The organism is Shinella zoogloeoides (genome assembly GCF_022682305.1).
Classification (GTDB): domain Bacteria; phylum Pseudomonadota; class Alphaproteobacteria; order Rhizobiales; family Rhizobiaceae; genus Shinella; species Shinella zoogloeoides_B.
The window spans coordinates 1,724,175-1,736,587 of record NZ_CP093528.1; the positions used below are offsets into that span (position 1 = coordinate 1,724,175).

Sequence of the window (12,413 nt, forward strand, 5' to 3'; positions counted from 1 at the left end):
ATGCGGTGCAGGGCGGGCGTGTTCGTAGCAGAAGCGTTCACACGGAAATCCGAATAGCCGCTTCCCCTCGAATGACGACCATCGGCGGACTTTGATAGCGAAGCAGACACCTTTGTTCGCTCGAGAAGACACCGCCTGTAGAGCCGCTTATTTTCCGGCGTTTTGCGCAAGAAAGCTGGGAATTGCCCTACCAGCGCGTGGTTGCATTCTCGGCATGTCGACCGACTTGCGGTATCGTCGACGCGACTCACGGAATTCCACGAGAGGGGTTTGCCAAGGGCTCATGAGCCAGCTTTCGCTTAATTTCGCGCCACTCTCCATAACCGGCGACACATCAGTCCGTGTTGGCCGGCAACCGTTTGATGCGGAGCGTCTTGCCGATCTGAGGGCCGAATTCGTCGACAGCCATGTTTTTCACCGAAGCGGCGTTGACGATACGATCATCGACATACCCATTGTCGATGGGTCCGTTCCCCTCGGTACCGTCAGTGAAGAAATTGACCTTCTGAAGGAACGCCGGCTTTGGCCGACGCTCTTTTCCGCCGCATTGCTGCGTGCGTTCGGCGGCGTTCGCGACATCCTGTCCGACCGTCCGGTCAGTGTAGTTGGGCCTGTTGGCCGTGGGTATCTCCTTCATCCGGAGCTTCCCGAATGGATTCAACGTCGTACGCTCCTTCGTTTCGATACCAGAACTATCCACGCTGACGGAAGAAGCACGCTCGGAGTCGTTTGCGAAACCAAGTTGAAGAGCTTTCTCGCTGCGCCGTGTTCTGTCCTCCTCGAACACGAGATTCCGCTCTTGGGACGGTATGTCACCATACGGCAACCCGCTGCGGATTCCCGCGTCCTAGATCGTGTGCGACTCGTCGGAAAAGTTGTCGCGGTGGACGGCGACATTCTGTCTCTCACCGACAACGCCGAAGGATACGAAACGGTGAAAACGGGAGAAGCCTTTCTGGAACCTCGCCGGGAAATAATGGAAGATGTCGTGAATTGCCTCCTCGGGCGGCGGGCGCGGTCCGTTCTGGATGAAGCCGAGCGTCATGCCGCATCATTTCATTCTGGCCCCGGGCGACGAGACCAGACTGCGGACGCGTTGAAGTATCTCCGGGAGAAGGCAAACATCGAGGCCGTGCCTGGGGCAAAGTTTGTGGTAGGAGAATTGCTATCTAGCCGCAGCCGGTCGTTTCCGAAGACCGAGAATATCTTCTCCCCCACCTTGCTTTTCGACCCGAGCGGAACTCGAAAAGACACATGGAAAGAGCGCGGACTTAAGGAAAGCGGGCCTTTCGACCAGCGGACTTTCAGTCCCAAGCAACTGCGGATCGCTGTGGTTTGCCAAGCCAGGCACGAAGGCCAGGTCGACGGATTCCTGGCCAAATTTCTCGAGGGAATGCCGAACGCCCTCACGGGGGCGAAAAAAGAGGCACGGTATGGAGACGGCTTCCTACGACGCTTCCACCTAGACAAGCCATCCGTGAATTTCTTCACGACGGCAGGTTCGTCTGCAGAGGACTATTTGGTCGCGAGCAGGGCCGCGCTGTCAAAATCGGCCGATGAGGGGTTCAAATGGGATTTGGCTATTGTCCAGGTGGAGGAAGAGTTCAAGGCTTCTGACGGAGGCGACAATCCGTATTACGCCACCAAGTCAGTTTTCCTGAAGCGGGATGTCCCGGTCCAGAGCGTTCGACTGGAAACGATGGCCCAACCTGATGGAGAACTTGTGTTCTCGCTCAATCATCTGAGCCTCGCCACTTACGCGAAACTCGGAGGCACCCCTTGGCTGCTTGCAGCTCAGCAGACGGTAGCCCACGAACTGGTTATCGGTCTTGGTTCTCATACCGAGTCGTCCAGCCGAATTGGCGCCGGAAAGCGGTATGTCGGGATAACGACGGTTTTTTCGAGCGACGGCAGCTATTTGCTGAGCGATAGAACGGCCGTGGTCCCCTATGAAGACTATGCCGCGGCGCTCTACGACACTCTCAAGCGCGCGATAACGACCATCCGGACCCAAGACAATTGGCGCAGTTCCGACAAGGTCCGACTCGTGTTCCACATGTTCAAGCCACTGAAGGATGTCGAAGCGGAAGCCGTTGAGAGGGTCGTCCACGACCTAAAACTTCAGGACGTGACCTTCGCGTTCGTGCATGTCGCGCCCGATCATCCTTTTATCGTGTTCGACCATGCACAGAGCGGATATGGGTTTCGCGATCCCAAAAAGGGGGTGCTCGGACCCACGCGTGGTTTGCATATCAAGCTGGGGGACCGGGAATCCCTCGTCGTCTTTTCGGGTGCTTCGGAACTCAAGAAGCCGGAAGACGGAATGCCGCGACCTTGCTTGTTGAAACTTCACCGCCTTTCGACCTTCACCGACATGACATACATCGCCCGCCAGGCTTTCGCGTTCGCGGGTCATTCGTGGCGAATGATGTCACCGGAGCCGTTCCCTATTACGATCCGCTATTCTGACCTTATCTCGGAACGTTTGACCGGGCTGGCCGCCGTCCCGGGTTGGGATGCCGAGGCTGTTAAATTCGGCCAGATCGGGCGAACATTGTGGTTCCTATAGCGACGATAGCGCTGGCTGACGTTCACGACGCGCTGCGCGCCAAGGCGCAGGTATCGGACGATCTACCATGCCACGTCGGGGCCTTCTGCGCTTGGGTCACCGGGAACGAAGCCAACTTGCGAGCGCAGGTGCGGCGCGCGCTGGATTTCGACGGGCAAGCCAGGCATCCCGAGCACATCGCGGCACTCGGTTTCGGCGCGGCAGGGAAGGTGCTCGATGAAACCCAGCTGTCGCTTATGAACGAAGAAATCAGACATCTATCAGGTCGCAATTTCTTCTCGCCCGGCCGGCCGCTACGCATCGAGGCAGATGGTATCGGCCTTCTAGGAATCGCCTTGGGAGCCGCGGACGGCCAGACCGGAGGGCCGTGGCTCGCCAATCTCCTTCAACAGGCATCATCCTCAACCGATCCATGGCAGCAGGGCTTGATCCGCGCCGCCCGGATTGTTTGCGGCGAGGCGAATATCACCGTCTCGCCTCCCGAGCTTTCGGTCGCGTTGGCCGAGGTTCTCGGTCGGCAAATGAACAGCGAAGATGTAGAGCCGGCTTGGCAAGCTGCCGTTCAGATGCTGCCTCATGGCGACGGAGTGGCGCGTGATGCCGTTCGTCTGGCTGTTTTCGAGTTTGCACTTGCAAGATTGGCTCACGTGTCCGTGGGGGCTGCGGGGATCGACGACCTCAAGGCGCTTCTTCGCAATTCGGGTCGGGCACTCAAGCTATGGAGATACGAGGACAAGCCTCGGACTGCGAATTCCGCTCCCGCGCGCTGGAACGTAGAAAACGAGTACCACGTCCAGTCGTTTCTCTGGGCGATTCTGGCTCCGGTGTTTGCCGACCTCGAGGACGAGGAAAACCTTCCGTCCGTCGGTCACAAACATCCACGAGCCGATCTAGGGATTCCTTCCTTGCGGACAATCGTCGAGGTCAAGTTCCTCCGCTCCGCAGGCCAGGCCGCGCTTGCTAAAGTCACAGAGGAAGTAGCGGCGGATACCAGTCTCTACCTGAGCACTGATAGCGGCTACGACAACATCATGGTCGTGGTCTGGGACGACAGTGCGCAGACAGAGCAGCACCACGAACTAAAATCCGGACTGGAGTCGATCGGGGGGACTACCTGTGCCGTGATCATACCTCGACCTCTGAAAATGAAGCGATGAAGATTGACGGTAGGAATCTTGATTGGACCGCTCCGCTAACCGGACACGACTGGCGTGACGATGAGCTTATGCTGGCAGTCGCATGGCTTAAGAGCCTGGTACCGCATCGTGAAATAGAGCGGCGGCTCGAAGCTGCGAAAACGCGCCTCGCAGTAGCCAGGCAACGCCAAAGAGATGGAGAACGCTCCGTTCTGTTCGACGAGAGCGACACGATCGCATGGTATATTCTTCAGGCGGAATCGTTCGCAACGGACCGGATGTATGTCGCCCCCGAGGGCATAATGCGTGCCGTGCCGTATCTTACCCGCATCGGGAAGGAGCTTCCGCTCATGCTTTCCGTAAAAGGTGCGGAAGAGCGTGCAGCGCGGATGATGACCTCGGATAAAAGTCAGCCTGACGGAGCGCTTTTCGAATTGCTCGTCAGTCTGGCGTGGAAGCGCAACGGCTGGAAAAATGTGGAGTTCCTGCCCGAGAAAAGGGGGATCGCGAGAACGCCGGACCTTTTGGCATCGAAGCCTCGTACAAGGTGGGCTATTGAATGCAAGCGAATGGTTCCATCGACGTATGCGAAGAGTGAACGTGCGGCAGGGATGAAACTCGCGGAGCCGGTTCATACCCTCATGCTCGAACGCTACTCATCCCACGTCGTCGAGGTGATCTACAACGTCGAGCTTTCGGATATTCCGGACGACTATCTCGTACGCATGGTCGATAGGGCCTTGAAACGCAAGATTTCGCAGGCATGGAGCGACGAAATCTCGAAAGGAATTGTCCGGCCGGTGGAATGGAGCCTCGTACGTGGCGTGATGGCCCATGATTTTGTCTATTACGGCGGCAGCCGGATGATCGAGCTTCTCACAGGACGATATGAGGAAGATGCGGACTACAGCATGGCTGCGAAATGGCGGCCAAGAGCCGACAAGCCGGAATACGCGGACGCGATCTACCAGGCTAGCGTCGTCGTTTGGGGCGGCGTTGCGGCAGAAGCTTCTCGTCGCAAAGCAGGACATTTCCGACGCGTCTTAGCAAATGCGGAGGGCCAGCTGCCTCCCGATATTCCTGGCGTTATTCACGTTGGGATCGAAAGTAAATCCGGTAGGTTCGTCGACTTTTTCCGGGATATGCAAAATCGCTCGCAGGCGCGATCATTCCAGCCCACGACCTCGCATCTGCGTTGGGTGTACGCAAATCATTTCATACCCGAGGACACCACGCGCCGCGACGAGTCTTGGGCGATGACTGAGACGATGGCGCCATATCGGGTGGGGAAGCACGGCACAAAGTCTCCACTTCCCGGGCATATGCTCGTGTCACCCGAAGACGAAACCGTTCCCGGGCCGCACTGGAAGGGGCCATGGAATTGAGCGGATACGGCGTGTCCTTGGAAGGTCCGGTCGAAACACTGCCTACAATTAATTCGTGACGCCTCCCTATCAGACCATTGCCACGTTATTAATTTGACGCGAGAATTGTAAACATAGGAGGCGAATGCGGGTCACCAATGAGAGCGAAGTTTACAAATTTGAGGAGTGAGTGCCAAAGAAGTACGCTGGAAACCCTGCTTTACCGGGTCTCTCTCTCTCAGTTTGCAATTTGGACTCTCTATTACCGTTCTGAGAACGGGAACGAAAGGCCGGCCTGAGCGCCGGCCTTTTTCTTTGGCGCCCGGCATTCTCGCGCGAAGGGAGGCATGGCATGCGCGATGAAAGGACGGAAAGGGACGTGCTTTTCCTGCGCCCCGGCGAGGGGCGTGCCTATCCGCTCGGGCGGATGAATGCCGTCTTCAAGGCGGATCACGGTGAAACGGACAGCGCCTACAGCGTCTCCGAATGGTGGCTCGAACCGCAGACGACAGGGCCGGGCGCTCACGCCCATGATGAGAATATCGAGCTTTTCTACGTGATCGAAGGTGTCGCCAGCATCCTTGCCGGCGCGGAATGGCTGGAAGCGCCGGCGGGCAGTTTCATACGCATTCCGGCAGGCGTGCTGCACGATTTCGAGAACCGCACGGATCGGCGGGCCGGCCTGCTGAATGTCTTCCTGCCCGGCGGCTTCGAGGAGAATATGCCAGCCATCGCGACGTGGTTTGCCGAGAACCCGCCCGTCAGCCGGTAAACACCGACTTCACCCCGTCCACCACGAACTGCACGGCCAGCGCTGCGAGGATGACGCCGAGCAGGCGCGTGAGGATGGCGCGGCCGGTATTGCCGAGGAAGCGGTCAATGCGCTCGGCGATGACCAGCGACAGGAAGAGGATGCCGATACAGAGCGCGAGCACGCCGATGAGGGCGCCGCGCTCCAGGGCGGAGGGGAAGGAACCGGAGAGCAGGATCGTCGCGGAGATCGCGCCGGGGCCGGCAATCAGGGGCAACGCGAGCGGGAAGACGGCGATGTTGTGGATATGGTCGCGGGTGATCGCCACTTCGCTGGTCTTCTCCTTCCGCTCGTTGCGGCGCTCGAAGATCATCTCGAAGGCGATCCAGAAGAGCAGGAGGCCGCCAGCGATGCGGAAGGCGCCGATGGAGATGCCGAGGAGCGACAGCACGCCCGCGCCCGTCAGCGCGAAGACGGCGAGGATGCAGAAGGCGATGAGCGAGCCGCGCAGCGCCACCTGCTTGCGCTGCGGCCGCGTCATGCCGACGGTGAGGCCAAGGAAGATCGGCGCGAGGCCCGGCGGATCGATGGTCACGAGCAGGGTCGTGATCGCGTTGACCACGAGATCGAGATTGAGCATGCGGGCGTTCCCCTCGCCATTGAGCGGCCGTTTCGTCGGCCTTGTCGGCGCATTGTTAGGCGAGCGTGGCGCGGAAGGGAAGGGCGGCCGGAAAGTCGCGCCTTTCAGGTCATGAAAATGCGCAAATTGGCGGATTTCCTGGGAAAAGCCTGTTCAAAACCCTTGGCAAAATTGGCGCTTCCAGCCTCGGTAGGCTATAAAATTGCATCTGATTCTGAACAACGATCGTGACCGAAATTGACAGAACAATCGACACCCGGCGGCAAGAACCCTCCCGGCATTGAGCCGATCTCCATCATCGAGGAAATGCAGCGGTCCTATCTCGATTACGCCATGAGCGTGATCGTGTCCCGCGCGCTGCCCGATGTGCGCGACGGCCTGAAGCCCGTTCACCGGCGCATCCTCTACTCGATGAGCGAGATGGGCGTCGACTGGAACAAGAAATACGTGAAGTCGGCCCGCGTGACCGGTGACGTGATGGGTAAATACCATCCGCACGGCGACGCCGCGATCTACGACGCCTTGGCGCGCATGGCGCAGGACTGGTCGCTCCGCCTGCCGCTCATCGACGGCCAGGGCAACTTCGGCTCCGTCGACGGCGACCCGCCGGCCGCCCAGCGCTACACGGAATGCCGCCTGGAAAAGGCCGCCCACTCCCTGCTCGACGACCTCGACAAGGAAACGGTCAACTTCCGCGACAACTACGACGGCACGATGAGCGAGCCGGTCGTCGTTCCCGCCAAGTTCCCGAACCTCCTGGTCAACGGCGCGGGCGGCATCGCCGTCGGCATGGCGACGAACATCCCGCCGCACAACCTCACCGAGGTCATTAACGGCTGTATCGCGCTGATCGACAATCCGGCGATCGAGCTGCTCGACCTGATGCAGCACATTCCCGGCCCCGATTTTCCGACCGGCGCGCTGATCCTCGGCCGCGCCGGCATCCGCCAGGCCTATGAGACGGGCCGCGGCTCGGTCGTCATGCGCGGCCGTGCCCATATCGAGCCGATGCGCGGCGACCGCGAGCAGATCATCGTCACCGAAATCCCCTATCAGGTGAACAAGGCGACGATGATCGAGAAGATGGCCGAACTGGTGCGCGACAAGCGCATCGAGGGCATCTCGGACCTGCGCGACGAATCCGACCGCGACGGCTATCGCGTCGTCATCGAATTGAAGCGCGATGCCAATGCCGACGTCATCCTGAACCAGCTCTACCGCTATACGCCGCTCCAGACCTCCTTCGGCTGCAACATGGTGGCGCTGAACGGCGGCAAGCCGGAGCAGATGACGCTGCTCGACATGCTGCGCGCCTTCGTCGCCTTCCGCGAGGAAGTCGTCAGCCGCCGCACGAAATACCTGCTGCGCAAGGCGCGCGACCGCGCCCACGTCTTGGTGGGTCTCGCCATCGCCGTCGCCAATATCGACGAGGTGATCAACCTCATCCGCCGCGCGCCCGATCCGCAGACGGCGCGCGAGCAGTTGATGGAGCGCCGCTGGCCGGCCAAGGATGTCGACGCGCTGATCCGCCTCATCGACGACCCGCGCCACCGCATCAACGAGGACCTCACCTACAATCTCTCCGAGGAGCAGGCCCGCGCCATCCTCGAACTGCGCCTTGCCCGCCTCACGGCGCTTGGCCGTGACGAGATCGACGAGGAACTCAACAAGATCGGCGAGGAGATCAAGGACTATCTCGACATCCTCTCCTCGCGCCTGCGCATGATGAACATCGTCAAGGAAGAGCTTGCCGCCGTGCGCGACGAGTTCGGCACGCCGCGCCGCACCGAGATCGCCGAGGGCGGCCCGGACATGGACGACGAGGATCTCATCGCCCGCGAGGACATGGTCGTCACCGTGTCGCATGCCGGTTACGTCAAGCGTGTGCCGCTCGCCACCTATCGCGCGCAGCGCCGCGGCGGCAAGGGCCGCTCCGGCATGGCCATGAAGGACGAGGATTTCGCGACGCGCCTCTTCGTCGCCAACACGCATACGCCGGTGCTGTTCTTCTCCTCGCGCGGCATCGTCTACAAGGAAAAGGTCTGGCGCCTGCCGATCGGTACGCCGCAATCGAAGGGCAAGGCCCTCATCAACATGCTGCCGATCGAGCCCGGCGAGCGCATCACCACCATCATGCCGCTGCCCGAGGACGAGACGACGTGGGAAAACCTCGACGTCATGTTCTCGACGACCCGCGGCACGGTCCGCCGCAACAAGCTGTCCGACTTCGTCCAGGTCAACCGCAACGGCAAGATCGCGATGAAGCTCGAGGAAGAGGGCGACGAGATCCTCAACGTCGAGACCTGCACGGAGCGCGACGACGTGCTGATGACGACCGCGCTCGGCCAGTGCATCCGCTTCCCGGTCGATGACGTGCGCGTCTTCGCCGGCCGCAATTCGGTCGGCGTGCGCGGCATCACGCTGGGCAACGGCGACCGCATCATCTCGATGACCATCGTCAAGCATGTCGATGCCGAGCCATGGGAACGCGCCGCCTACCTGAAGCGCTCCGCCGCCGAACGCCGCGCCAGCGGTGTCGACGAGGAGGATATCGCGCTGGTCGGCGAGGACGTCGGCGAAGTCGGGGATCTTTCCGATGAGCGCTACCAGCTTCTGAGGGAGCAGGAGCAGTTCGTGCTCACGGTCTCGCAGAAGGGCTACGGCAAGCGGTCGTCCTCCTACGACTTCCGCACCTCCGGCCGCGGCGGCAAGGGCATCCGCGCCACCGACACATCCAAGACGGGCGAGATCGGCGAACTGGTCGCCGCCTTCCCGGTCGAGGAGAAGGACCAGCTCATGCTCGTCTCCGACGGCGGCCAGCTCATCCGCGTACCGGTCGACGGCATCCGCATCGCCAGCCGCGCGACGAAGGGCGTGACGATCTTCTCCACGGCCAAGGACGAGAAGGTGGTTTCGGTCGAGCGCATCAGCGAGCCGGAAGGCGACGACGACGCGGAATCGGCGGAAACCGAAGGCGATATCGAAGCCGGAGACGCAGCGCCGAGCGCAGAGGAATAGGCGCAAGCCTTCCTCAAGACATGAAAAAGCCGGACGGGCAGGGAACGACCGTCCGGCTTTTCATTTGGTGCGGGCAGCCTGGAGGGTGCTGCCCGCCTTGACGGCGGCATGACGGCGTTGCCTTGATGGCCGCAATTCCTGATGCAAAACCGCTTCGCGCTTTTGCTGGAATTGCTTTAGACGCCGAAGCCGCCTGCTTTCGTTTTCAGCTTCATCGCCTTCAACTCGGCGCGATCCCGTTTCAGGTCGAGAATCGTGCGCGCGAAGTCGAAGGTGAAGACGACGCTGATGAAGACCGTCGACACGATGGTGAGCACTGCCATGATGCCATTCACCTCAGCGCAGCCACTTGCCGCGCACGGCGGCCTTGGGCGCAGCCGGGCGATCTTCTTCGCGCAGCGCATGGATCGTTGCCGCGGTCAGCGCGATGAACATGGTCATGCAGAGAAGGGCGAGTGCCATTTTCGTATTCCTTCCAGCCTTAAGGAAACGCGTTACTTGTTCCGTTGCGTTCGGTCAGGGTAATGCGCGGATGCGAACTTTGTTCCAGACCTCTATGCTGGCACTTAAACATGACGTGCCTGAAATGGTCTTGAACGGCCCATTCACGCGGGGTTCATGTTCTTCACAGGGGACAGTCGCGGCTGCGACAGGCCGCGCCCTTGCGGAAAAAGGCGGTCCATGACACAAGGCGGCAAACGGGACCCCGCCGATGACAGTCGCCTTCTATCCTGGCTCTTTCGATCCGATCACCAACGGTCATATCGACGTTCTGGTGCAGGCGCTCAACGTGGCGCCGAAGGTTATCGTCGCCATCGGCATTCATCCGGGCAAGACACCGCTCTTCACCTTCGAGGAGCGCGCCAGCCTCATCCGCCAGTCCATTGCGGGCGTCCTGCCGGAGCGGGCAGGGGATGTCAGCGTCGTCTCCTTCTCCAACCTCGTGGTCGACGCCGCCCGCGCGCATGACGCGCCTCTCCTGATCCGCGGCCTGCGCGACGGCACGGACCTCGATTATGAGATGCAGATGGCGGGCATGAACCGTCAGATGGCGCCGGGTGTCCAGACTGTATTTCTGCCGGCGGGCGTTTCCTCGCGGCCCATTACCGCCACATTGGTCCGCCAGATCGCGGCGATGGGCGGCGATGTCAGTGCCTTTGTCCCGGCGCCCGTGCTTGCGGCCCTCAAGGCCCGCCAGAAGAGCTGAGCCACAACCTGAACCCCTCAAGGGAGCTATCATGCGCATTCTCCGTCACGCCTTTGCAGGAGCCTTGTTCCTGGCGACCGCCACGAGCGCCTTCGTTGCCCAGGCCGCAGATTTCATCACGATCCAGCTCAAGGACGGCCCGGTCGTCATCGAGCTGAACGACAAGGCGCCCAAGCACGCCGAGCGCATCAAGGCGCTGGCCGCCGCCGGCGAATACGACAACGTCGCCTTCCACCGCGTCATCAAGGGCTTCATGGCCCAGACCGGCGACGTGCAGTTCGGCGACATGGAAAACGGCTTCCAGCCGCAGGCGGCCGGCACGGGCGGCTCCAGCCAGCCGGACCTTCCGGCCGAGTTCTCCGATATCCCGTTCGAACGCGGCACGGTCGGCATGGCCCGCGCGCAGGATCCGAATTCGGCCAATTCGCAGTTCTTCATCATGTTCGCCCCCGGCGACTTCCTGAACGGCCAGTACACGGTCGTCGGCAAGGTCGTTTCGGGCATGGAGAATGTCGACAAGATCAAGCTCGGCGACGACGCCAACAACGGCTCGGTCACCGATCCGGACCGCATGATCAAGGTCACCGTCGGCAAGTAAGCCCCCACATTTCGATTTTCGCCTGTTGCAATCGCAGAACCGCGACCCATTTGCGGGGCAGGCTTTAGAAGGAGAGAGACCATGGCCGAGATCAAGGATCCGGAAAACACCATCATCATGGAAACCACGAAGGGGAAGGTGGTCATCCAGCTTCTTCCGGATCTCGCACCGGGACACGTCGCGCGCATCAAGGAACTGGCGCGCGAAGGCGCCTATGACGGCGTCGTCTTCCACCGCGTGATCGAGGACTTCATGGCCCAGACCGGTGACGTCCAGTACGGCAAGACCGGCGGCAAGGACTTCAACCCGGCCCGCGCCGGCATGGGCGGCTCCGAAAAGCCGGACCTCAAGGCCGAATTCTCCAACATGAGCCATGTGCGCGGCACCTGCTCCATGGCCCGCAGCCAGATGCCGAACTCCGCCAACTCGCAGTTCTTCATCTGCTTCACCGACGCGCCCTGGCTCAACAAGCAGTACTCCGTCTGGGGCCAGGTCGTCGAAGGCATGGAGAACATCGACAAGATCAAGCGCGGCGAGCCGGTGCGCGATCCCGACACCATCGTTTCGATGAAGGTTGCCGCCGACGTAGCGGCCTGATAGAAAACCGACGTTTTCGACCGCGCTCGCCACGGCGGGCGCGGTTTTTCTTTGCGCTTTTCAAGGACCGGCACCATGGCTGCATTCCTCTGGGCGCTGCTCGGCATTGCGGCCGGCGCGTGCATCGCAATTCAGGCTCCCATCAATGCCATGCTCGGCCGCGGGCTCGGCATGCCGGTCGCCGCCGCCTTCATCTCCTTCTTCGCGGGTGCGCTGCTGCTTGCTCTCGTCGTCGCCGCCACGACCGCCTTCGAAGGCCGCTCGCCCGACTGGCGCGGGCCGGACCTCTGGCTGTATATCGCCGGCGGCGCGCTCGGCACGGTCTATGTCACGACCGCCATCTACCTGACCCCGCGTATCGGGGCCGCCGCCGTCATGGCCTTCGCCGTTTCCGGCCAGCTTCTCGCCGGCATCCTGCTCGACCGTATCGGTTTCCTCGGCATGGCGGTGCGTGAAATCTCCGTGGGCCGCGTCGCCGGCGCCGGAATGCTCGTTGCCGGCGCGCTGATGATCCGCTTCCTCTGAGATATTTC

The 12,413-nt window shown here is 61.3% G+C and carries 12 protein-coding genes; 9 read left to right on the forward strand and 3 right to left on the reverse strand.

Going from position 1 to position 12,413, the window contains the following annotated elements:
- The first annotated feature begins 283 nt into the window (after nt 1-283).
- The 4 genes from MOE34_RS08840 to MOE34_RS08855 all read left to right on the forward strand — a co-directional run bounded on the left by MOE34_RS08840 (nt 284) and on the right by MOE34_RS08855 (nt 5,841).
- Entirely contained in the window at nt 284-2,569 is a 2,286-nt protein-coding gene (locus MOE34_RS08840; protein ID WP_242218808.1) for an argonaute/piwi family protein, read from the forward strand.
- Nucleotides 2,557-3,726, forward strand: a complete 1,170-nt coding sequence (locus MOE34_RS08845) for a hypothetical protein (protein ID WP_242218806.1) — start codon at nt 2,557-2,559, stop codon at nt 3,724-3,726. The genes MOE34_RS08840 and MOE34_RS08845 overlap by 13 nt, the downstream gene beginning before the upstream one ends.
- A gap of 68 nt (nt 3,727-3,794) precedes the next feature.
- Nucleotides 3,795-5,090, forward strand: a complete 1,296-nt coding sequence (locus MOE34_RS08850; protein WP_242218804.1) for a hypothetical protein — start codon at nt 3,795-3,797, stop codon at nt 5,088-5,090.
- A gap of 331 nt (nt 5,091-5,421) precedes the next feature.
- Nucleotides 5,422-5,841, forward strand: coding sequence for a cupin domain-containing protein (locus tag MOE34_RS08855; protein WP_242222948.1), 420 nt, complete (start codon nt 5,422-5,424; stop codon nt 5,839-5,841).
- On the opposite strand, the gene MOE34_RS08860 is transcribed toward MOE34_RS08855, so the two are convergent.
- Nucleotides 5,831-6,460: a MarC family protein gene (locus MOE34_RS08860; protein WP_242222950.1), complete on the reverse strand. Its 630-nt coding sequence runs from the start codon at nt 6,458-6,460 to the stop codon at nt 5,831-5,833. The genes MOE34_RS08855 and MOE34_RS08860 overlap by 11 nt on opposite strands.
- A gap of 237 nt (nt 6,461-6,697) precedes the next feature.
- Between MOE34_RS08860 and gyrA the strand changes: the two genes are divergently transcribed.
- The gene (gene gyrA / locus MOE34_RS08865) at nt 6,698-9,478 is read left to right on the forward strand and encodes a DNA gyrase subunit A (protein ID WP_242222952.1); all 2,781 of its coding nucleotides are present in this window, start codon (nt 6,698-6,700) and stop codon (nt 9,476-9,478) included.
- 176 nt (nt 9,479-9,654) lie between these two features.
- On the opposite strand, the gene MOE34_RS08870 is transcribed toward gyrA, so the two are convergent.
- Complete coding sequence (locus tag MOE34_RS08870) at nt 9,655-9,801, reverse strand: hypothetical protein (protein WP_242222954.1); 147 nt, start codon at nt 9,799-9,801, stop codon at nt 9,655-9,657.
- Between the two features lie 13 nt (nt 9,802-9,814).
- Nucleotides 9,815-9,940, reverse strand: coding sequence for a hypothetical protein (locus MOE34_RS25430; protein ID WP_277955661.1), 126 nt, complete (start codon nt 9,938-9,940; stop codon nt 9,815-9,817).
- A gap of 250 nt (nt 9,941-10,190) precedes the next feature.
- On the opposite strand from MOE34_RS25430, the gene coaD reads away from it, so the two are divergent.
- The 4 genes from coaD (at nt 10,191) to MOE34_RS08890 (ending at nt 12,405) form a co-directional block, all read left to right on the forward strand.
- Nucleotides 10,191-10,685 (forward strand): pantetheine-phosphate adenylyltransferase, encoded by a 495-nt coding sequence (coaD, locus tag MOE34_RS08875; protein ID WP_242222956.1) that lies wholly within the window; start codon nt 10,191-10,193, stop codon nt 10,683-10,685.
- 31 nt (nt 10,686-10,716) lie between these two features.
- Nucleotides 10,717-11,283, forward strand: coding sequence for a peptidylprolyl isomerase (locus MOE34_RS08880; RefSeq protein ID WP_242222958.1), 567 nt, complete (start codon nt 10,717-10,719; stop codon nt 11,281-11,283).
- Nucleotides 11,284-11,364: 81 nt separating this feature from the next.
- Nucleotides 11,365-11,880, forward strand: a complete 516-nt coding sequence (locus MOE34_RS08885) for a peptidylprolyl isomerase (protein WP_242222960.1) — start codon at nt 11,365-11,367, stop codon at nt 11,878-11,880.
- A 75-nt stretch (nt 11,881-11,955) separates the two neighbouring features.
- Nucleotides 11,956-12,405, forward strand: a complete 450-nt coding sequence (locus tag MOE34_RS08890) for a DMT family transporter (RefSeq protein WP_242222962.1) — start codon at nt 11,956-11,958, stop codon at nt 12,403-12,405.
- The last annotated feature ends 8 nt before the right edge of the window (nt 12,406-12,413 follow it).